Genomic DNA, 21,314 nt, shown 5'->3' with positions numbered 1-21,314 from the left:
GGTGACCCGGACCCGCAGGCCCCCGGCCTGCGGGTCCGCCGCATTTCCGGTCCGGGCCCGGCTCCCGGTCCGGACCCGCACACCGGACCCCGCACGCCGGATCCCCACCGCCGCACGAACCACAGAAGCGAGCCGCCGCCCATGGGCACCCCCGAGCTGATCTCCCCGCGTTCCCCGCGCGTCACCGACGCCCGGCGGCTGGCCCGCCGCGCCTTCCGCGGCAAGGAGCGCCGGTTCATCGCCGAGGGCCCGCAGGCCGTACGGGAGGCGATCGCCCACCGCGCCGGCGGTGAGCCCACGCTCGTCGAGCTGTTCGCCACCGTCGAGGCCGCCGAGCGGCATGCCGAGATCGTCGGGGCCGCCCGTGCCGCCGGGGTGCGGGTGCACCTCGCCGACGACCGGACCGTCGCCGACATCTCCCAGACGGTCACCCCGCAGGGCCTGCTCGGCGTCTGCCGGTTCCTCGACTCGCCGTTCGAGGAGATCCTCGCCGCCCGCCCGCGGCTGGTCGCGGTGCTCGCGAACGTCCGCGACCCCGGGAACGCCGGTACGGTGCTGCGCTGCGCGGACGCCGCCGGCGCGGACGCGGTGGTGCTCACCGACGCCTCGGTGGATCTCTACAACCCCAAGTCCGTACGGGCGTCGGTCGGTTCGCTCTTCCACCTCCCGGTCGCGGTCGGGGTACCCGTCGAGCGGGTGGTGAGCGGACTGCGGACCGCCGGCGTACGGATCCTGGCCGCCGACGGCGCGGGCGACCGCGACCTGGACGCCGAGCTGGACGCCGGCTCCATGGGCGGGCCCACCGCCTGGGTCTTCGGCAACGAGGCCTGGGGACTGCCCGAGGAGACCCGCGCGCTGGCGGACGCCGTCGTACGGGTCCCCATTCACGGCAAGGCCGAGAGCCTCAACCTCGCGACGGCCGCCGCGGTCTGCCTCTACGCCTCCGCCCGCGCCCAGCGCGGCCCCGGCGGCTGCCGCGCGGCGTCACCCGCCTGAGGGGGCCTGGCCGGGATCCCCCCGGCAGCAACGAGGTGAGCTAGTAGTCTTGCGTGCCCGGGGCCCGGAAGGGGGTAACGGGGATGAGTGTGAGGACTTCTGGCATCACGGCCGCCGCTGAGGGCTGCCCGTCCGACGGCACCCTGGGCGGCCTCGACCCCGACGCGCTGCCCGACGGTCTGGTCGTCGCCGACGAGCACGGCCGGGTGATCTGCTTCAACGCCGCCGCCGCGCGGATCACCGGCATACCGCCCGGGGACGCGCTCGGCCGCCCCCTCGAACACGCCCTCCCGCTGCAGGACGTCGAGGGCCGCCGCTGGTGGCGGCTGACCGACCCGTACGGCGGGCTGGCCATCCGCCGTGGCCAGCCCGAGCGCAATCTGCTGCTCGGCGGCCGTGAGGTACTGGTCTCCGCGCGCTATGTGCGGGCCCGGCCGACCGGCCCCGTGCAGCGCCTGGTGATCGCGCTGCGCGGCACCGAGGCCCGGCGGCGTACCGAGCTGAGCCACGCCGAGCTGATCGCCACCGTCGCCCATGAACTGCGCTCCCCGCTGACCTCCGTCAAGGGGTTCACCGCCACCCTCCTCCAGAAGTGGGAACGCTTCACGGACGACCAGAAGCGGCTGATGCTGGAGACCGTCGACGCCGACGCCAACCGCGTCACGCGTCTGATCGCCGAGCTGCTGGACATCTCCCGGATCGACTCCGGCCGGCTGGAGGTGCGCCGGCAGCGGGTCGACATGATCGCGGCGGTGCGGCGGCACGTCCAGGCGCAGACCACCGCCGGTGAGCGGCCCGACCGCTTCCTCATCCGGATGCTGGAGCCGCTGCCCGATCTGTGGGCGGATCCGGACAAGGTCGACCAGGTACTGGGCAATCTGCTGGAAAACGCGGTGCGGCACGGTGCGGGAACCGTCACCATCGAGGTCGGACCGGTATCGGACACGACCAGCGCGGAGGGGACGAGTGTGACCGTGAGCGACGAGGGCCCGGGCATCCCGGAGGAGTCGATGAGCCGGGTGTTCACGCGGTTCTGGCGGGGCAGCAAACGCGGTGGCACAGGCCTGGGCCTGTACATCGTCAAGGGCATCGTCGAGGCCCACGGCGGCACGATCACGGTCGGCCGGGCCCCGGCCGGCGGCGCGCAGTTCCGGTTCAGCCTGCCCGTCGCGGCGCCGGCCTTCCTGGGCTGAGCACTCCGCGGCGGGAGCCCCGCGAGCCGTACGCCGACCGCCCGCCCCTTAGACTTGACCTTTGGCACCTTTGGCGCACAGGCATCATCGGGGCACTCGCCGAGGCGAAGCGAGCCAAGCCAAGCCAGTCCACCGGAAGCACGGGAAGAGATGTCCGCACCCAATAAGTCGTACGACCCTGTCGAGGTCGAAGCCCTGAAACCGGAAGAGATCGAGCGCATGCGGGACGAGGCGCTCGCCGCCTTCGCCGCCGCGGCCGATCTCGACGCGCTCGCCCAGGCGAAGACCGCGCACACCGGTGGCGCCTCGCCGCTCGCCCTCGCCAACCGCGAGATCGGCGCCCTGCCCCCGCAGGCCAAGGCGGAGGCCGGCAAGCGCGTCGGCCAGGCCCGTGGCCGGGTGAACCAGGCGCTCAAGGCCCGCCAGGAGGAGCTGGAGGCGGAGCGCGACGCCCGGGTGCTGGTCGAGGAGGCGGTGGACGTCACGCTGCCCTACGACCGCACCCCGGCCGGCGCCCGGCACCCGCTGACCACGTTCATGGAGCGGGTCGCCGACGTCTTCGTGGCGATGGGCTACGAGGTCGCCGAGGGCCCCGAGGTCGAGGCGGAGTGGTTCAACTTCGACGCCCTCAACTTCGTTCCGGACCACCCGGCACGCCAGATGCAGGACACCTTCTTCGTGCAGGGCAACGGCACGAAGGGCGATGAGAGCGGCGTCGTGCTGCGTACCCACACCTCGCCGGTGCAGGCCCGTACGCTCGTCGACCGCGAGCCGCCGGTCTACGTCGTCTGCCCGGGGCGGGTCTACCGCACCGACGAGCTGGACGCCACGCACTCCCCGGTCTTCCACCAGATCGAGCTGCTCGCCGTCGACGAGGGCCTGACCATGGCCGACCTCAAGGGCACCCTCGACCACATGGTCCGGGCCCTGTTCGGTCCGGACATGAAGACCCGGCTGCGGCCGAACTACTTCCCGTTCACCGAGCCGTCCGCCGAGATGGACATGGTCTGCTACGTCTGCCGTGGCGAGTCCGTGGGCGACCCCGACCGTCCCTGCCGTACCTGCTCCAGCGAGGGCTGGATCGAGCTGGGCGGCTGCGGCATGGTCAACCCCAAGGTGCTGATCGCCTGCGGTGTCGACCCGGAGAAGTACAGCGGGTTCGCCTTCGGGTTCGGAATCGACCGGATGCTGATGTTCCGGCACAACGTGGAAGACATGCGCGACATGTTCGAGGGCGACGTCCGGTTCACCCGGCCGTTCGGGATGGAGATCTGATGCGGGTCCCGCTTTCTTGGCTGCGGGAGTACGTCGACCTGCCGGCGACGGAGACCGGCCGGGACGTACAGGAGAAGCTGGTCGCGGTCGGCCTGGAGGTCGAGACCGTCGAGCGCCTCGGCGCGGGCCTCACGGGGCCGCTCGTCGTCGGCCAGGTGCTGACCATCGAGGAGCTGGAGGGCTTCAAGAAGCCGATCCGCTTCTGCACCGTCGACGTCGGCGCCGCCAACGGCACCGGCGAGCCGCAGGAGATCGTCTGCGGTGCCCGTAACTTCTCGGTCGGCGACAAGGTCGTGGTCGTCCTCCCCGGCGCCGTGCTGCCCGGCGACTTCAAGATCTCCGCGCGCAAGACGTACGGCAGGAAGTCGCACGGCATGATCTGCTCCGGCGACGAGCTGGGCATGGGCGACGACGGCAGCGGCGGCATCATCGTGCTGCCGCCCGAGTACGAGCCCGGCACCGACGCCATCGAGCTGCTCCAGCTCGTCGACGAGGTGCTGGACATCGCCGTCACCCCGGACCGCGGCTACTGCCTGTCGATGCGCGGAGTGGCCCGCGAGGCCGCCATCGCGTACGGGCTGCCGCTGCGCGACCCGGCGCTGCTGGACGTCCCGCCGCCGAACGCGGGCGGCTACCCGGTCCAGGTCGCCGACCCGATCGGCTGCGACCGCTTCACCGCCCGTACGGTTACCGGCGTGCAGCCCGAGGCACGCACCCCGCTGTGGATGCAGCGCCGCCTCCAGAAGGCCGGGATGCGCCCGATCTCGCTCCCCGTCGACATCACCAACTACGTGATGCTGGAGATCGGCCAGCCGCTGCACGCCTATGACCGCGCCAGCGTGGACGGCCCGATCGGCGTCCGCCGCGCCACCGCCGGCGAGCGGCTGACCACCCTGGACGGCACCCAGCGGACGCTGGACGCCGAGGACCTGGTCATCACCGACAACCGCGGGCCGATCGGCCTGGCGGGCGTGATGGGCGGCGCCAACACCGAGATCGGCGGCGCGGTCACCGCTGCGTCTCATGAGGTGGGGTCGACCGGCCAGGTGCGCGGCACCACCGACATCGTCGTCGAGGCCGCGCACTTCGACGCGATCTCCATCGCCCGTACGGCCCGCCGGCACAAGCTCTCCTCGGAAGCCGCCAAGCGCTTCGAGCGCGGCGTCGACCCGGAGGCCGCGTCCGCCGCGGCGCAGCGGACCGTCGACCTGCTGGTGCTCCTCGCCGGCGGCACCGCCGAGGAGGGCGTCACCGAGGTCGTCTCGCCCCGCGGCCCGCGTACGATCACCATCCCCGCCGACCATCCGGACAAGGTCGCCGGTGTCGTCTACGGCCGGGAGACCGTCGTCCGCCGCCTCCAGGAGGTCGGCTGCGACGTCTACGGCCAGGACGAGCTGGTCGTGACCGTGCCGTCCTGGCGGCCGGACCTCGGCGACCCCAACGACCTGGCCGAAGAGGTCATCCGGCTGGAGGGCTACGAGAACCTCCCCGCCACCCTCCCGCTGCCGCCCGCCGGCCGCGGCCTGACCGAGCGCCAGCGGCTGCACCGCCGGGTCGGCCGGGCGCTGGCCGGCGCCGGCTACGTCGAGACGCTGAACTACCCCTTCACCGGCTCGCACGTCCTCGACCAGCTCGGCATCGAGCCGGACGACCCGCGCCGCACGGCGGTCACCCTCGTCAACCCGCTCAACGACGAGGAGCCCGACCTCCGCACCACGCTGCTGCCCGGGCTGCTCGGCGCGCTCCGCCGCAACTACGGGCGCGGCACGCACGACCTCGCGCTCTTCGAGACCGGCCCGGTCTTCCGCGCCACCGGTGACGAGCAGCCGGCCAGCCGCCTGGTCGTCGACCGCCGGCCGACCGACGACGAGATCGCCTCGCTGGACGCCTCGCTGCCGCAGCAGCCGCGGCGGGCCGCCGTGGTGCTCGCCGGGGGCCGTGAGCAGACCGGCTGGTGGGGTGCGGGACGCCCCGCGGACTGGGCGGACGCGATCGAGGCGGGCCGTACGGTCGCCCGGGAGGCGGGCGTCGAGCTGATCGTCCGTCAGGACCAGCACGCCCCCTTCCACCCGGGCCGGTGCGCGGCGCTGCTCGCCCTCGTCGACGGGGAGGAGGTCCTGGTCGGCAACGCCGGTGAGCTCCACCCGCGGGCCATCAAGGCACTCGCCCTGCCCGAGCGGACCTGCGCGATGGAGATCGACCTGGACCGCCTGGAGCAGGCCGGCAGCGGCCCGCTGACGGCGCCCAAGATCTCCGGCTTCCCGGTCGCCACGCAGGACGTCGCGCTGATCGTCGACGAGACGGTCCCGGCGGCGGACGTCGAGGCCGCGCTCCGCGACGGCGCGGGTGAACTCCTCGAATCGCTGCGGCTGTTCGACGTCTTCACCGGCGAGCAGCTGGGCGCGGGCAAGAAGTCGCTGGCGTACGCGCTGCGCTTCCGTGCCGCGGACCGCACGCTGACCGCGGACGAGGCCTCGGCCGCGCGCGACGCGGCGGTGGCGACGGCCGTGGAGCGGACGGGCGCGGCCCTGCGGGGCTGACGGCCCGACAGCCACCACCGGGGCGAGGGCGCGGACGGCACGAGCCGTCCACGCCCTCGCCCTTTTTGCCGTTCCGTGGGGGAGGGCCGGGAGGAAGAGCCTGGAGGAAAGGGCCGGGAGGAAGGGCCGGGAGGAGGGCCCCGCGAGACGGCCGGATCGCCGCACGATCACCCGAACGGGTGGTTATTCCTCCGCCGTCGGGGTATGCCCGCCGAGCGTCGCGAGAATCGACGGGGCCGATGACGCCACGGCCCGTCCGACCCGCGGCACCGCACCGCACTCGACCACCGCAACGCCCTCCGGGCGGACGACGGGACTTCCGACACAGGGCCCAGGGGGGACCACCGGCATGATCCGAACCTGGGCGCGGGGCGGAGCGCGCACCGGGACGGCGCGTGCCCGGCAGGCCTTCGTCCTGGTCCTGCCGGGCCTCTGGGTACTCGGTGTGGTGGTCTGGGAGCTGTACCACCCGGCCGGTGTCCGCCCGCTGCCACTCCTCGCCGCCGCGCCGGCCATCGCCTGTGCGGGCACCGGCCGGCGCCGGTGCGTGCTGCTCGGCGGGGTGTGCGCGCTGCTCGCGCTCGTACCGTTCGAGTCGAACGGGCCGGGGCCGGATACCCGCGCGATGACCTGCGCGGCGATTCTCGCGGTGATCGGCGCCAGCTACCTGACGGCCGGCCGGCGGCTGCGGCTGCTGCGGGAGCTGGCGCGGACGAGGGAGGTCGCCCTGGCCGCGCAGCGGGTGCTGCTGCGGCCGCTGCCGCCGCGGATCGGCGGGGTGGCGCTGGCGGCCGACCACCTCTCCGCGAGCGAGGGCGCGGAGGTCGGCGGCGACCTGTACGAGGTCGTGGGGACCCGGCACGGCGTCCGGGCGGTGATCGGGGACGTCCGCGGGCACGGCCTGGAGGCCATCGGCACGGTCGCGGCGATGCTCGGCGGCTTCCGTGAGGCGGCGCACGACGAGCCCGAACTGGCCGGTGTACTGCGCCGGTTGGAGCGTACGCACCGGCGGCACCTGGACGCGCGGGCGGGCGCTGAGCAGCCGGACGGCGGTGGTGCGGAGCCGGCGGGCAGCGCTGCGGAGCCGTCCGGCAGCGGTGTGGAGCCGCCCGGTCCGCACGCGGAGGAGTTCGTGACGCTGCTGCTGGTGCAGATCGAGCCGGACGGCGCCGTCACCGCGCTGAACTGCGGGCACCCCTGGCCGTACCGGATCGCCGCCGACCGCGGCGCGGCCCCGGTGGTCGTACCGGTGGCCACCGGCGAACCGATGCCGCCGCTGGGGCTCTTCCCGCTGCCCGAGGAGCTGCCCGCGGTGCGGTGCGGGCGGCTGGCGCCCGGTGCCGGGCTGTTGCTGCACACCGACGGGGCGGCCGAGGCACGGGACGCGGCGGGCGGGTTCTTCCCGCTGACGCGGCAGCTGCGCGGCAGTGCGGCGGCCGCCGCGTCCGGCGCCGGCCTCTCGCCGTCCGCGCTGGTGCGGGACGTGCGGGAGGCCCTGCTACGGCACGCCGGCGGCCGGCTCACGGACGATGTGGCCCTGGTACTGCTCTGCCACGACCCGCTACGGGTCCCGCCGTCCCACCCCGTGTGACAGGGGCCCGCCACGGGCCGGGCACGACACGCCCGGACAGGCAACGCCACCGGCGCTCCGTGGAGGTACCTTGCGCAGGCCGGAGTGGTGCGGATCAGGCGGCCGCCCGGTGACGGTTCACCAGATACCCGGGATCAGGCGTGCGGTGCGGGCGGCGTAATCGGCGTAGTCCGCGCCGAGGGCGGAGGTGAGGACGGTGTCTTCGGCGTGGATGCGGTAGAGCGATCCGGCCAGGGCACCGCCGGTGAGGACGAGATGGGCCGGCAGGTGGTCCAGGCAGAACCCGGCGCAGGCGATCACGATCAGGCCGCCGGCGTAGGAGGGGTGCCGCAGATAGCGGTAGGGGCCGGTCCGGACCACCGGCTGGCCGGGACGGAGGTCGACGGTGCTGCGGAAGTGCTCGCCCAGGCTGGCCACCGCCCAGTGGCGCAGGGCCAGTCCGGCCCAGACGCCCGGCAGGGCGATGAGCGTGTTGGCCGCGCGGTCGCCGGTCAGGCGTGCGGTCCCGGAGCGGCGCAGCAGAGCCGCCGCGCCGACGTGGCCGAGGGTGAGGGCGGCGAGCACGACGTAGGTGCTGCGCCGGTCCTCGGCGAGCGGCTGTGGCGGACGGCTGCGGTTCCGGTGCCGCTGGCGCAGGGCCCACCTGGCCTCGAGACCGTACGCCACCGCCGCCGTGGCGGCCGCCAGGCGCCGGGCGACGGTGGCTCGCGACGGGCGGCCGTGCGCCGGCCGCTGCGGCGCGGGTTTCCGGAAGGCCGCAGGTTGACAGGAGGCGAGGCGAGAGATGAGTGAAGTGCGAGACATGGGCGAGGTGCGAGGCATGGGCGAGGTGCGAGGCATGGGCGAGGCTCTTCCCTTCCGTCCGTTCCGGGATGGTGAGCTCCCGGTCCTGGAGCGGTTGTTCAACGATCCTGAGGCCCTGGGGCAGTACGCGTGGACCGGATGGTCCGGCAAAGCGGCCGAGATGCGGCAGCGGTGGGAGACGGACCGGCTGGTGTCGCCCGACGGCAGCATTCTGGCCCTGGTGCGGGAGGACGTGGCGGTGGGCGCGGTGACCTGGCGCCCCGTGGCGTACAACGCGGTGTCGCGGTGCTGGAACGTCGGGGTCTTCGTCCTGCCGGAGGAACGCGGCCGCGGCGTGCTGACGGCGGCGGGCCGTGGCGTGGTGGAGTACCTGTTCGCGCACACCCAGGCACACCGCGTCGAGGTCCATGTGGAGGCCGGCAACGCCGTGGCCCGTCACTGCGCCGAGCAGGCGGGACTGGTCTACGAGGGCACCGCCCGCGGTGCCACCTGGCGTGCGGGCCGCTGGCGGGACACGGAGGTGCTGGCGGTCCTGCGCAGCGATCTCCCGCCACCGGCGGCGGATGACTGAGGGCGTGGGCGGGCGCCCGGCGGACGGCCGGGCGCCTGATCTCCGGTCACCTCGGCCGGTCAACGCCGGCCGGTGAGGCGGGCCAGCAGCTCCCGGTCGACGGGCCGCTGCGGCAGGGGCGGCACGACCAGGGTCGACGCCGCGGACAGGGAGGTGTCGGGGAGCTTGGCCAGCGGCACGGTCGTCGCGCGCGGCTCCGCGGCCACATACGGGGAAGCCTCGTAGACCGTGACCGGGTGGTCGGGACCGTAGTGGGGGACCAGGACCTCGGTCAGGCAGGACGCGCCGGGGGCCGGGTCGAACTGCCGGTGGGCGTCGGGCATGCCGATCACACCGATCTGCCACAGGATCATCAGGCTCGTGGGGTCGAAGCGGCGGTGCCGGGTCAGGAAGTCGGTCGCCTCGAAGCTCTGGCACCCCTGCTGCCCGGGATCCAGCCCCAGGTCGGCGAAGAGCCAGTCCTCCGCGGAGCAGGCGGGAACCATACGCGCCGCGATCCCCTCCAGGCGCGCCCGGCGGATCGCCTCGTGCCCCGCGTAGGCAAACACCCCCGGATGCCCGTACAGGGCCACGCACACGAACTGGTCGCGGCGTACCTCGGACAGGATGTGCTCGACCATCTCCTCATAGGAGGCGTACCTCGGCTTGCCCGCGGCGTAGTGGCCGTCGAGCGTCTCGACCGAGGGGTTCAGCTGTCCGATGTGATGGGTCACCAGAGGGTCCCCGATCAGACACAGCACCTTGTCGGCCTGCTCGATGCAGGCCCGTGCCTCCACCGTGAGGTCGCCGATGGCCCGGTAACCGGTCCCCACCACGACCAACTGCGCGTTCTCCATGGTTACCTCCACCGGGCCACCGGCTCCCTTACGGATCTGCTCGCTTACGGACCTGGTCGCTTACGGATCTGCTCGCCTACGAGGCGGACGCACCCTTGCCGTCGGGCTCGAAGCCGAGGATGACGATGAGCGCGGACGGCTCTTCCCTGACCGGGCTGTGCTCGGACAGCAGGCCGCGGATACGGCCCACATCACCGGAGACGACCGCCTCCCGTTCCGCGGTGCCCAGGGCGCTGTCGGCGACGTACGCCTCCGCGGAACGGCGGAACGCGTGCTGCCGGCGCGGCTGCGTGACCAGCTCTTCGACGAAGTCAACGACTGCGGCGGACATGACTCTCCCCTTTCGTTGGGATCAGGACCCTCCTCGGACCCACCACCTCAGCCCACCACAGGGACATCGGCGGAGCCCGGCAGAGTGCTGCAAAGGGGTGACTTCCGCTGCGCTGAGGCAGCCCCGGCGACGGGTGCTGACCTGCGCGGATGCCAAGTCGGCCAGGTGCGGGCCCAGGGCTTCCGGCGGCTGTCGGCCGCTACCGCCGGCTCTGAGCCTGCCGCTACAGCCAGCCGTGCTCGTCCGCGACGCGCAGCGCTTCCATCCGATTGCGGGTCCGGGTCTTGGCGGTCGCCGCCGAGAGGTAGTTACGGACCGTCCCTTCGGAGAGGCAGAGGCCGGCGGCGATGTCCGCCACCGTGGCACCGGAGCGCGCGGCGATGAGTACATCGCGCTCCCGGGCGGTGAGCGGGGATTCCCCCGCCGCCAGCGTCGCCACGGCCAGTTCCGGGTCAACGACCCGCTCTCCCCGCATCACCCGGCGGATGGCGTCCGCGAGCACTTCGGCGGGGGCGTCCTTCACCACGAACCCGACGGCGCCGGCCTCCATGGCCCGCCGCAGGTAGCCCGCGCGGCCGAATGTGGTGAGGATGACCACGCGGCAGGACGGCAGCTGCGCGGCGAGTACCGCCGCCGCTGCCAGCCCGTCGAGGCCGGGCATCTCGATGTCGAGCAACGCCACGTCCGGCCGGGCCTCCCGGGCCGCGTCCACGACCTCGTCGCCCCGGCTCACGGACGCGACGACCTCGAAGTCCTCCTCAAGGTCCAGCAGTGCGCACAGCGCCTGGAGGATCAGTACCTGATCGTCGGCGAGCAGGAGACGGACCGTCATGGCAGTGTGGCCGCCGTTTCTTCGAGCGATACGCGCAGGCGCCAGCCCCGTGGGCCGACCGGTCCGGCCTCCACCCGGCCGCCGGCCGCCGCGACCCGCTCCCGCAGGCCGGAGAGGCCGTTGCCGTCACCGGGCGGGACGCCCACACCGGACGGGCCGCCCACGCCGTCGTCGCGGATGTCCACCTCCGATGCCGAGAGGGTGACGGTGCACCGGCCGGCGCGCGCATGGCGGGCGACGTTGGTCAGGCCCTCCCGTACCGCCCAGCCGAGCAGCTCCTGATGCGCGGGGTCGACCATGTCGGTGGCCGTGGGCAGGTCGGCGGTGATGCCCGACGCCCGCAGCAGCTCCCGTCCCCGGGCGAGCTCGTTGGCGAGCGTCCCCTCGCGGTAGCCCGACACCGCGGCACGCACCTCGGCGAGCGCCTGGCGGGTCAGCTGCTCGACTTCGGTGATCTCGGGGAGCGCGCGGGAGGCCTCGCCCGCGGCGAGCCGGCGCGCGAGGCCGCTCTTGACCGTGATGGCGGTGAGCGAATGCCCCAGCAGGTCGTGCAGGTCACGCGCGATCCTGGCGCGCTCGGCCTCCGAGGCCAGCCGGGCGACCTCGGCCCGTGCCTCGACCAACGAGCGGTTGGCGCGGGCGATTTCGGAGAACGCGTAGACGGTCAGGGCGGTGAAGACGATCGCCAGCGCCTGGCCCCAGCCGGGCCCGTCGTGCCACGAGCGGACCAGACACGGGACGACCAGGCTGGCGAGCGCGCAGGCCGCCACCGCCGGCGCCACATGACGCCGTACGAAGACAGCGGCCAGCGAGACGATGACCGCGCACAGGAAGAAGGCGTCGGTCCGGGCGTACGGCAGGGCCGCGAGGAACAGCACGGACATGGCGCCGAGCAGCACCCGGAACGGGGTCCGGGCGGGCCGGGCGGCCGAGGCGCCCGCGAGCGCGCAGCAACAGCAGAACCCGGCCACGATCGCATAGCCGACGAGGGCATCCGTACCGTGTGCGTACTCGGCTATGCCGGCCACCGTCACCAGCGGGAAGACCAGCATTCCGGTGGCCAGGGCCAATCGGCGCCACCCCCGCGACCATCGCTCCGGTGTGACGGCCGACCAGTCACCCGGTGGGCCCATGACTTCGTACGTCACAGCACGCCTACCGTCCTCACGCCTACCGTCCTCACGCCTACCGTCCTCACGCCTACTGTCCTCACGCCTACAGTCCTTGAGTTCGGGTGTTTCGGGTGTGCGGCCCGTCGCCGCGCGGTGTTCTCCACGGTATCCGCGACCCGCGGAGCACCTGCGGCCCGTTCCGGGGGAGAGATGATCTTCAGCCATGGCCCACCCACGACAGGCCCTAGAGGGCGAACACCGCTCGCAGCACCTTGCCGTTCGCCTTGGTGACGACGCCCAGCAAGATGATTCCGCAGACGGCCTGTTCGGTTCTCAGCCACACCGGGAAGGCGCCGGGCAGCGCGACGATGACGGCGGTGGCCGCGACCATGACTCCCGAGGACACCCGCAGCCGGCGGAAGGACGTGCGGTGACCGCGCGCGGCCCGGGCCACGAATGAGGCCATGAGCAGGGACGTGGCGACGACGATGAGGCAGCGGACCCAGGCGGTGTCGGTCGCGATGTCCGGGTGGTTGCGGAGCAGGACGAGGGCGATGAGCGTGAGAACGCTGAGGCCGGCGTACGCGCCGACGAGCCGCTTGGTGGTGCGGAACGCCTGCTGGACGCCCTCGCCGTTGAGGCGTTCCTCCCCGATGACCCGGCTTGTCATGACGGTCCTTTCCGTTTTTCTGCCGACGCTCGGACGAAACTCACGTGGGGCCGGTGGGCTGTCGTCCCCCCCCCGGAATTCCCGGCGTATCCATGCAACACAACGCCTTTGACAGATACTTATCGTGCGCGACGGCGCGTGCGCTCGGTAGTGAGATCTCCCATTGTTCGTTCATGACAAATGTCATGAATTGCATGAGGGGCGGGGTGCCAGAGGGGCGCGCGGACCATGAGGACCTCGTCGCGGGTGTCGTCGGGGGCCGTCGGGTGTCCTCGGGGGCCGGCCGGAGCGCTCCGGCCGGCGGCCGCTCTCGCGCGCCGACGACCTTTCTCCCTGTTTTATCCCTGCGACTGTTCAGGCGGTTCCCCTGATAAGCCGTTATGCCCGTTCTCCTGAGCCATGAGCACGGCTGCCCCTTTTCCGTATTCGGGCTCTCGTCGAGGCCGGAAACCTGCCGTCCACCAGCGGGGACGCCCGGATACACTCTCCTGCCATGTGTGAATGGGAAGTGGATAGCGAGTGGCGAATACGGTCACCGCGTGGGGCCCTGAGCCGACCGGACCGCAACGCAGACCGCCCCTGATGGCGGCTCGGCACAAGCAGGCGAGGGACCCGAAGGCGCACTGGCTGCTGCTCGCGCTCACTCTGCCCGCCCTCTTCGGCGCTCTGCTCTTCCAGGGCTGGACCGTGAACGAGGTCGACGGCTCCACAACCAAACAGCCCTGCACCCAGCCGGTGCCCCGGGCCGCCTCCGGTGCGGGACCCGTCCTCGCGGTGGACGGGGAGCGGGTGCGCTCCGCCTCGATGCCGGCCGGCACCGTCGCCCTCACCTACGACGACGGCCCCGACCCGTACTGGACCCCGCGGCTGCTCACGCTGCTCAGAAAGCACCGCGCGCACGCCACCTTCTTCCTCAGCGGCGCCAAGGCCGTCCAGTACCCCGAACTGGTCCGGAAGATCAGGGCCGAGGGGCACGAGATCGGCTCCAACACCTACACCGGCGCCGACCTGGGCAACGCCTCCGGCGTGCGCACCGCCCTCGAACTCGGGCTCACCCAGAGCGCGTTCGCCGGCGCCGACGGCTTCCGGACCACGCTGCTGCGGATGCCGATGACCACCACCGTCGCCACCCTGTGCGGCGCCGAATGGCCCGCCGTGCAGGGTGCGTCGGCCGACGGCTACCGCATCGTCGCCGCGGACCCGTCCGGGCGGACGCCCGCCGACGGCCTGGTCCGCCAGTTCAGCCACACCTCCCTCGCCTACCGGGAGACCGAGCAACTGCTCACCGACCCGGACGCCCGCCGGTTCACCACTATTTCGGACGGCGCCGGCGTCGACGCGCCCGTCACGACCGAAGCGTCCGGGACCGAGCGCTGGGCGGGCACCGCGCTGATCTGGTTCCAGTGGCTGGGCCAGGGCTTCGTCGCCGCCCTCACCTGGGTGCTGACCGTCGCCGCCGCACTCGGCCTGTTCCGCCTGTTCACCCTGGTCCTGTTCGCCCGGATGCACGTCAGACGCCTGGAGCGGCACCGGCCGGGAGCGCCCCGGCTGCGTGAGATACGCGGACCGGTGTCCGTCCTCGTGCCCGCGTACAACGAAGAGGCCGGGATCGGCAGCACGCTGCGCTCCCTGCTCGCCTCCACCCACCAGCACCTGCAGATCATCGTGATCGACGACGGCTCGTCGGACCGCACCGTGGAGATCGCGGACGAGTACGCACGGCGGGACCCGCGGGTGCAGGTGGTGTGCCAGGCCAACGCGGGCAAGGCCGCGGCCCTCAACCACGGTCTGGCGTACGTCCGTTCCCCGTACGTCGTGATGGTCGACGCGGACACCGTCTTCGAGCCCGACGCCGTCCAGCGCCTCGTCCAGCCGCTCGCCCACCCGGCGATCGGCGCGGTGAGCGGCAACACCAAGGTCGGCAACCGCAAGCGCCTGCTGGGCCGTTGGCAGCACCTGGAGTACGTCTTCGGCTTCAACCTGGACCGCCGGATGTTCGAGGTCCTGGAGTGCATGCCGACCGTGCCCGGCGCCATCGGCGCCTTCCGGCTGGACGCGCTCATGGGGGTGGGCGGCCTGAGCGAGGACACGCTCGCCGAGGACACCGACCTCACCATGGCACTGTGGCGGGCCGGCTGGCGGGTGGTGTACGAGGAGACCGCCATCGCCTGGACCGAGGTCCCCACCTCCCTGCGGCAGCTGTGGCGTCAGCGCTACCGCTGGTGCTACGGCACCCTGCAGGCGATGTGGAAGCACCGCAGGGCCGTCAGGGAAGTCGGACCCGCCGGGCGCTTCGGGCGGCGCGGCCTGTCGTACCTCCTCCTCTTCCAGGTGCTGCTGCCGCTGCTCGCACCGGTCATCGATGTCTTCATGCTCTACAGCGCGCTGTTCACCGACAGCCCGGTGAAGTCCGTGGCGACGTGGTTCGGATTCCTGGCGGTGCAGATCGCCGTGGCGGCGTACGCCCTGCGGCTCGACGGCGAGCGCCGCCGCACGCTGTGGACGCTGCCGTTCCAACTGCTCGTCTACCGGCAGCTGATGTACCTCGTGGTCATCCAGTCGGTGGTCGCCTTCGTGACCGGCAGCCGGCTCAAGTGGCAGCGCATGCAGCGTTCCGGTACGGCCGCCGCGGCGGCCCAGCACATCGGCGAGGCTGCCGATCACCGCAGCCTGACCGCGACGAGGTGACCCCCCTGTACTCCGACGAACTGACCCCGGCACCCGGCCCCTTCGACCACGAGCGGGCCTACACACCGCTCGGCCACCAGGAGGCGCATCCGCAGGCTCATCCGCCCCACGCACACCAGGAGGCATACCGACCCCTCACACACCAGGAGGCCTATGCACCTCTCGCGCACCAGGAGTCCTACGCGTCCGTCATGGACCAGGAGGCGTACGCGCCCGTAGCGCACCAGGAGGCGTATGCGTCCGTCGCGCACCAGGAGGCGTACGCCCCGCTGCCGGACGGTCCACCTCCCGGCGGCGGATACCGCCGTGCCCGGCGCAAGCCGAGGCGGCGGCGCACCCGCACCAGGCGCACCCTGCGCGCGGTCGGTTTCCTGCTCTCGCTGGTGGTGCTCGGCTGCGTCGGTGCCTACGCCTGGGCGGACTCCCGCCTGGCCGGAGAGGTCGATCTGTCCGCACTGCCGGACCGGCCCGCCCCCGGCAAGGGGACCAACTACCTGATCGTGGGCTCCGACAGCCGCGCGGGCCTCACCGCGGAGCAGGCCGAGGACCTGCACACCGGCTCCGGCCTGGGCGCCGAGGGCCGCCGCACCGACTCGATGATGGTGCTGCACACCGGTGCTCACGGCACCACCCTGACCAGCCTCCCGCGCGACTCCTGGGTCACCCTCCCCGCCTACGTCGACCCCGAGACCGGCATCCACCACAAGGCCGCCAAGAACAAACTCAACGCGGCGTTCTCCCTCGGCGGTCCCGAACTCCTGGTCCGCACCGTCGAGTCGAGCACCGGTCTGCGCATCGACCACTACACCGAGATCGGCTTCGCCGGTTTCGTCGGCATCGTGGACGGGGTCGGCGGCGTCCGCATGTGCGTGGACCGGCACATCGTCGACGAGAAGTCCGGCCTCGACCTCACCCGGGGCTGCCACACCCTCAACGGCCGCGAGGCGCTGGCCTTCGTACGTCAGCGCCACCAGGAGAAGCAGGGCGACCTCGGCCGCTCCCGCAACCAGCAGAAGTTCCTGGCGGCCCTGGCGGCCAAGGCCGGATCCCCGGACGTCCTGCTCAGCCCGTCCGCCATGCTGGGCACGGTCGGCGCGGGCCTGGACGCCCTCATCGTCGACGCGTCGACCGGACCGCGCCAGCTGGCCCGTCTCTTCGACGCCCTGCACAAGGTGTCCTCGGGCGGCGGCAAGCAGCTCAACGTCCCGGTCTCCGGCGTCGGTGTGGGCACCTCCAAGGGCAGCGTCATCATCTGGGACAAGGAGAAGTCGCGCCGCCTCTTCACCGAACTGCGCACGGACCACCCGGTCACAGTCAACGGCTGACGGCTGACGGCAGACGAGCCGCGCCCGTTGGTCAGGAGCCCGGCGGCCCGGCTGTCTGGGCTGCCTGCTGCGCCTGCTGCGCCTGCTGCGCGTGATGGTCAAGCAGCCGCGTGAGCAGCTGCACCAATTGATCGCGTTCGACCGGACTCAGCGGCGCGAGCAGTTCGTCGTGGAGGTCGTCCAGGACCTCGTCGAGGCGGCGCAGTCGACGGCGGCCTCGGGCGGAGATCGTGATCGTGTTGCGGCGCCGGTCGTCGGGATCCGGCGCCCGCTCGACGAGGCCTCGCCCGGCCAGCTCATCGAGCACGCCGACCATATCGCTGCGGTAAATCCCGGAACGCCTGCTCAGCTCCGCCTGACTGCCCGGCCCGTACTCCTGCAGTGCGGCGAGCACGGCGTAGTGCCACTTGCGCGCGTCGACCTGTGCCAGCCCCTCGTTGATCAGCCGGTCCGACCGCGCGGACAGTTGAGACAGCAGTCGGCTCGTCCGTCGACGCAGCCTGCCGGGCGTCCTGGGCGAGCCGTCGTCGGGCCTGTCCGCGGCTTCAGCTCTGCTCACGGCGCCTGTCCTCCCCATTGCGTTAGTCCGACTAACGATATACGTTCACCCGCGCCGAGATCGTTGGTGCGGCAAACGCTGATTGAGTGGAACTCCAAGGAAGGAAAATCCGCCATTCCCACCAAGACACTGCAGATTCCCACCCCGGACGGCCAGGCCGACGCCTTCGCCGCCTTCCCCGACGACGGTGAGCGGCACCCAGGGGTGCTGATGTACGCGGACGCCTTCGGCACCCGGCCCGTGCTACGGGAGATGGCCCGCGAACTGGCCGGGCACGGGTACTACGTGCTCGTCCCCAATTTCTTCTACCGGCACGGCCCGGCACCGCTGATCGACCTTCCCGAGTACATCGGCGAAGAGGTCAGGCCCGCGGTCGTCGCCCAGCTGATGCCGATGATCGAGGCGCACACCGACGAACTCATCCTGCGTGACGCCGACGCCTACCTCAGGTTCCTCACCGCCCAGCCCGAGGTCGGCGGCGGGCCGGTTGGGGTGACCGGCTACTGCATAGGCGGCCTCCTGGCGGTGCGCACCGCCGCGGCCCACCCCGGCCAGGTGGCCGCCGTCGCCGGATTCCACGGCCCCGTGGCCGCCGACGGCCCCGACAGCCTGCACCGCCTCTTCTCCAGCCTCACCGCCCAGGTTCACCTCGGCCACGCCGAAACCGACATGACGCCCGAGACTCTCCGTGAGCTCAACCGGGCCCTGGACGCCGCGGGCGTGCGCTACACCTCCGAGATCTACCCCGGCACCCTCCATGGCTTCACCATGGCCGACACCGACGCCTTCAACCCCGCCGCACGGCAACGCCACTGGGACCGCCTGCTCCCCCTCCTCAACCGCACCCTGGTCAACGGCTGAGGCTCCGCCGATGCCGGTCCAGCGTCCGTACGCGGCCAGGCGAAATACGCGTCGGCGAGAGCCCGGCGGGGCTGCGCGAGCCGCCCGAGCGCAGCACGGCCGCTGGCGCTGTTCCAGGTGAACTCTTCCTGGAACAGCGCCAGTTGGTGTACATGGCCGCGCTCTCCGGTGCGAGCGGTGGCACTCTCTAGTACGAGTAGAACCCCGAGCCCGACTTCCGGCCCAGGCGGCCCGCGTCGACCATGCGGGCCAGGAGCGGGGGAGCGGCGTAGAGGGGCTCCTTGTACTCCTCGTACATGGAGGCGGCTACCGAGGCCACGGTGTCCAAGCCGATCAGGTCGGACAGTTTGAGCGGGCCCATGGGGTGGGCGCAGCCCAGTTCCATGCCGTTGTCGATGTCCTCGCGGCTGGCGATTCCCGACTCGAACATCCGGATCGCGGAGAGCAGGTACGGGATCAGCAGGGCGTTGACGACGAAGCCCGAGCGGTCCTGGGCGCGGATGGCGTGCTTGCCCAGGACGTCCTGGACGAGCACCTCGGCGCGCTTGATGGTCTCCTCGCCGGTGGTGAGCGCGGGGATCAGCTCCACCAGCTTCTGCACCGGGGCCGGGTTGAAGAAGTGGATGCCGATGACCTGGTCGGGCCGGGACGTGGCGACCGCGAGCTTCACCAGCGGGATGGAGGAGGTGTTGGAGGCCAGGATGGCGTCCGGGCGGGTCACCACCTGGTCCAGCACCTGGAAGATCTCGGTCTTGACCTGCTCGTTCTCCACGACGGCCTCGATGACGAGGTCGCGGTCGGCGAACTCCCCGAGGTCGGTGGTGAAGCTGAGCCGGTCGAGTGTCGCATCGCGCTCCGCGACGGTGATCTTGCCGCGTTCGGCGGCCTTGCCGAGGGAGTTGGTCAAGCGGGTGCGACCCAGCTCCAGAGCCTCGCCGGTGGTCTCGGCGACCATCACGTCCAGCCCGGCGCGGGCGCACACCTCGGCGATGCCTGCGCCCATCTGGCCGCAACCGACCACTCCGACACGTGCAATGTCGGCAATTGAGTTGGTCACCTCGTGCCTTTCGCTGATCTTCGGGGCCCGGCGGTACGCCGTAAGGGTCCGACGTCCGCCTCGGTGCCGACGTTACTCCGCGCGGTGCTGGGTTACGGGCACAGGGGCAGGCATTCTGATCCTTCAGGACGGGATAAACCGGACAAGCTGGGGATTTCTGATGAGACGGATCACACGGAGAGGCTTTGCGGTGGCCGCGCTCGGCGCGGGCTCCTCGCTGCTCACCGCCGGAGGTGTGGCACCCATGGGTGGCGTGGCACCCGCGGGCGGTGTGGCACCCATGGGTGGTGTGGCGCCCTCGGGCGGTGTGGCGCGGCGCGAGATGCGGGGGGTGTGGCTGGCGACCGTCGGCAACTTGGACTGGCCCTCCCGCACCACCCTCACACCCGCCGAGCAACAGCGCGAACTCCGCGCCCACTTCGACACTTTCGTCCGATGCCGGCTGAACACGGTCTTCTTCCAGGTGCGCCCCACCGCGGACGCCCTGTGGCCCTCCCCGTACGAGCCCTGGACGCACGTCCTGACCGGGCGCCAGGGCCGCGACCCGGGCTGGGACCCGCTGGGATTCGCGGTCCGTGAGGCGCACCGGCGCGGCCTCGAACTGCACGCCTGGTTCAACCCGTACCGGGTCGCCCACCACACCGACCCGGAGCGGCTGGCCCCGCACCATCCGGCGCGCCGGCACCCCGAGTGGGTCGTCCCGTACGGCGGCAAGCTCTACTACAACCCAGGGCTGCCGGAGGTCCGCCGTTTCGTCCAGGACGCGATGCTGGACGCGGTCAAGCGCTACCCCGTCGACGGGGTGCACTTCGACGACTACTTCTATCCGTACCCGATCGCCGGCAAGCACTTCGACGACGACGACGCGTACGCCGCGCACGGCGGCGGCTTCGAGGACCGGGACGCCTGGCGGCGGGAGAACACCGACCGCCTGGTGTACGAGATGGCGCGGCGGCTCGGCCGGGTGGCGCGGAGCGGCCGGGGCGCGCAAGGGGACGGCCGGGGCGGTCCTGGGGACGGCCGGAGTGAGCGGGCGGCGGGGCGGCGGGTGCGGTTCGGCGTCAGCCCGTTCGCGGTCTGGCGCAACCAGAGCGCCGATCCGCGGGGATCCCGTACGCGGGCCGGGGTGCAGACCTACGACGATCTGTACGCCGACACCCGCCGCTGGGTGCGTGAGGGCTGGCTCGACTACATCGTGCCGCAGGTGTACTGGCCCCTCGGCACCAAGGCGGCGGACTACGCCGAGCTGGTGCCCTGGTGGTCACGGACCGCCGAGGGCACCGGCGTCGACCTCTACATCGGCGAGGCCCTCTACAAGCAGGGCTCATCCGGGCCGGCCGCCTGGCACGACCCGGGCGAACTCTCCCGTCACCTCACCTTCGCCCGCCACTATCCGCAGGTCGGCGGCCATGTGTACTTCTCGGCGAAGGAGGTGGCCGGCGACCCGGCGGGCGCGATGGCGCGGGTCGTGCGTGATCATTACGGCCGTCGTGCGTGACCACCGGGGTGGTTGTGCGTGACCACCGGAGTGGTTGCGCATGGCCGCCGCGGAGGTTCGCGGACTTTACCGGCCGGGCTCGACGTCGGAGGTCTTCGCGTGCTTGACGACCGAGTCGGGGCCCGGCAACATGATCGTCTCATGCCCGTCCTGGCCGCGGACGCGGTAGGGGGGATCGCCGTTCGTCCCCATTACCTCGATGATTTCGACCTCATGGTCGTGCTGCCCGACGGTCCTGCCGTGCACCACCAGCCGGTCGCCCTTGGACGCGTGCATCAGGGTCCTCCCCGCTTCGGGCGGCCGTGCGACCCGTACGGCCGACGGCGCGACGGCCGAGCGGTTGAACGGCCAACGGTTCCAACAGTTGCAACGGTTGACGAGCCTGTGGCGGCTCGGGCGGTGGTACCGGACGGCGGTACGGCGGTACCTGCCCTCGCGGCAAGTTTACGTCCGAGGGCCGCTCACGCACCTCGGAAGCCGATTCACCGATTCACCGATTCACCGATTCGCGGCTCCCGCTCCCCCCAGGGGCCCGCTCCCCGCCGGGACGACTCTCCGCCCGGGCTCCCCCAGGA

At 72.2% G+C, this 21,314-nt stretch carries 19 protein-coding genes; 10 read left to right on the top strand and 9 right to left on the bottom strand.

Features of this window, described 5'->3' with window-relative positions; genetic code table 11:
- Positions 1 to 141 precede the first annotated feature (141 nt).
- From AZE13_RS07295 to AZE13_RS07275, 5 genes are all read left to right on the top strand, one after another.
- Positions 142 to 996, top strand: coding sequence for a TrmH family RNA methyltransferase (locus AZE13_RS07295; RefSeq protein ID WP_066928128.1), 855 nt, complete (start codon positions 142 to 144; stop codon positions 994 to 996).
- Between the two features lie 83 nt (positions 997 to 1,079).
- Positions 1,080 to 2,189: a PAS domain-containing sensor histidine kinase gene (locus tag AZE13_RS07290; RefSeq protein WP_066928126.1), complete on the top strand. Its 1,110-nt coding sequence runs from the start codon at positions 1,080 to 1,082 to the stop codon at positions 2,187 to 2,189.
- 150 nt (positions 2,190 to 2,339) lie between these two features.
- Positions 2,340 to 3,464: a phenylalanine--tRNA ligase subunit alpha gene (gene pheS, locus AZE13_RS07285; RefSeq protein ID WP_066928125.1), complete on the top strand. Its 1,125-nt coding sequence runs from the start codon at positions 2,340 to 2,342 to the stop codon at positions 3,462 to 3,464.
- Positions 3,464 to 6,004, top strand: coding sequence for a phenylalanine--tRNA ligase subunit beta (gene pheT, locus AZE13_RS07280; protein WP_066928123.1), 2,541 nt, complete (start codon positions 3,464 to 3,466; stop codon positions 6,002 to 6,004). The genes pheS and pheT overlap by 1 nt, the downstream gene beginning before the upstream one ends.
- A gap of 349 nt (positions 6,005 to 6,353) precedes the next feature.
- Complete coding sequence (locus AZE13_RS07275) at positions 6,354 to 7,595, top strand: PP2C family protein-serine/threonine phosphatase (RefSeq protein ID WP_066928121.1); 1,242 nt, start codon at positions 6,354 to 6,356, stop codon at positions 7,593 to 7,595.
- 117 nt (positions 7,596 to 7,712) lie between these two features.
- On the opposite strand, the gene AZE13_RS07270 is transcribed toward AZE13_RS07275, so the two are convergent.
- Positions 7,713 to 8,261 (bottom strand): methyltransferase family protein, encoded by a 549-nt coding sequence (locus AZE13_RS07270; protein WP_066928119.1) that lies wholly within the window; start codon positions 8,259 to 8,261, stop codon positions 7,713 to 7,715.
- A gap of 118 nt (positions 8,262 to 8,379) precedes the next feature.
- Here AZE13_RS07270 and AZE13_RS07265 point away from each other — a divergent pair, with 118 nt between their 5' ends.
- A complete protein-coding gene (locus AZE13_RS07265) occupies positions 8,380 to 8,970 on the top strand; it encodes a GNAT family N-acetyltransferase (protein ID WP_079123810.1) in 591 nt (196 codons plus the stop codon).
- A 59-nt stretch (positions 8,971 to 9,029) separates the two neighbouring features.
- On the opposite strand, the gene AZE13_RS07260 is transcribed toward AZE13_RS07265, so the two are convergent.
- The 5 genes from AZE13_RS07260 to AZE13_RS07240 all read right to left on the bottom strand — a co-directional run bounded on the left by AZE13_RS07260 (position 9,030) and on the right by AZE13_RS07240 (position 12,751).
- The gene (locus AZE13_RS07260) at positions 9,030 to 9,806 is read right to left on the bottom strand and encodes an SAM-dependent methyltransferase (RefSeq protein WP_079123772.1); all 777 of its coding nucleotides are present in this window, start codon (positions 9,804 to 9,806) and stop codon (positions 9,030 to 9,032) included.
- A 76-nt stretch (positions 9,807 to 9,882) separates the two neighbouring features.
- On the bottom strand, positions 9,883 to 10,137 hold the full coding sequence (locus AZE13_RS07255; RefSeq protein ID WP_066928117.1) for a hypothetical protein: 255 nt from the start codon (positions 10,135 to 10,137) through the stop codon (positions 9,883 to 9,885).
- Positions 10,138 to 10,360: 223 nt separating this feature from the next.
- Entirely contained in the window at positions 10,361 to 10,969 is a 609-nt protein-coding gene (locus tag AZE13_RS07250; protein WP_066928116.1) for a response regulator, read from the bottom strand.
- Positions 10,966 to 12,117, bottom strand: coding sequence for a sensor histidine kinase (locus tag AZE13_RS07245; protein ID WP_258527624.1), 1,152 nt, complete (start codon positions 12,115 to 12,117; stop codon positions 10,966 to 10,968). Before AZE13_RS07245 ends, AZE13_RS07250 begins: the two co-directional genes overlap by 4 nt.
- Positions 12,118 to 12,325: 208 nt before the next feature.
- Positions 12,326 to 12,751, bottom strand: a complete 426-nt coding sequence (locus tag AZE13_RS07240; RefSeq protein WP_107288264.1) for a hypothetical protein — start codon at positions 12,749 to 12,751, stop codon at positions 12,326 to 12,328.
- A 582-nt stretch (positions 12,752 to 13,333) separates the two neighbouring features.
- Between AZE13_RS07240 and AZE13_RS07235 the strand changes: the two genes are divergently transcribed.
- A complete protein-coding gene (locus AZE13_RS07235) occupies positions 13,334 to 15,439 on the top strand; it encodes a bifunctional polysaccharide deacetylase/glycosyltransferase family 2 protein (RefSeq protein ID WP_066928114.1) in 2,106 nt (701 codons plus the stop codon).
- Positions 15,436 to 16,764, top strand: a complete 1,329-nt coding sequence (locus AZE13_RS07230; protein WP_066928113.1) for an LCP family protein — start codon at positions 15,436 to 15,438, stop codon at positions 16,762 to 16,764. The genes AZE13_RS07235 and AZE13_RS07230 overlap by 4 nt, the downstream gene beginning before the upstream one ends.
- A 31-nt stretch (positions 16,765 to 16,795) precedes the next feature.
- Here the strand turns inward: AZE13_RS07230 and AZE13_RS07225 are convergent, their stop codons facing one another.
- A complete protein-coding gene (locus AZE13_RS07225; protein ID WP_258527623.1) occupies positions 16,796 to 17,323 on the bottom strand; it encodes a MarR family winged helix-turn-helix transcriptional regulator in 528 nt (175 codons plus the stop codon).
- A 114-nt stretch (positions 17,324 to 17,437) separates the two neighbouring features.
- On the opposite strand from AZE13_RS07225, the gene AZE13_RS07220 reads away from it, so the two are divergent.
- Entirely contained in the window at positions 17,438 to 18,184 is a 747-nt protein-coding gene (locus AZE13_RS07220) for a dienelactone hydrolase family protein (protein ID WP_066928543.1), read from the top strand.
- A 187-nt stretch (positions 18,185 to 18,371) separates the two neighbouring features.
- Here AZE13_RS07220 and AZE13_RS07215 read toward each other — a convergent pair whose 3' ends face one another.
- Positions 18,372 to 19,229 carry a 3-hydroxybutyryl-CoA dehydrogenase gene (locus AZE13_RS07215; RefSeq protein WP_066928541.1) on the bottom strand — a complete coding sequence of 286 codons (858 nt, stop codon included), beginning with the start codon at positions 19,227 to 19,229 and terminating at the stop codon, positions 18,372 to 18,374.
- Between the two features lie 172 nt (positions 19,230 to 19,401).
- Between AZE13_RS07215 and AZE13_RS07210 the strand changes: the two genes are divergently transcribed.
- Positions 19,402 to 20,739, top strand: coding sequence for a glycoside hydrolase family 10 protein (locus tag AZE13_RS07210; protein WP_066928109.1), 1,338 nt, complete (start codon positions 19,402 to 19,404; stop codon positions 20,737 to 20,739).
- Positions 20,740 to 20,805: 66 nt separating this feature from the next.
- Here the strand turns inward: AZE13_RS07210 and AZE13_RS07205 are convergent, their stop codons facing one another.
- Positions 20,806 to 21,015 carry a DUF1918 domain-containing protein gene (locus tag AZE13_RS07205; RefSeq protein ID WP_066928107.1) on the bottom strand — a complete coding sequence of 70 codons (210 nt, stop codon included), beginning with the start codon at positions 21,013 to 21,015 and terminating at the stop codon, positions 20,806 to 20,808.
- Positions 21,016 to 21,314: the final 299 nt, after the last annotated feature.

Source organism: Streptomyces sp. NBRC 110611, from assembly GCF_001590865.1.
In the GTDB taxonomy this organism is placed as follows: domain Bacteria; phylum Actinomycetota; class Actinomycetes; order Streptomycetales; family Streptomycetaceae; genus Streptomyces.
The sequence above is the reverse complement of the archived record's forward strand: the minus strand, read 5'-3'. Positions and strand labels throughout refer to the sequence as shown.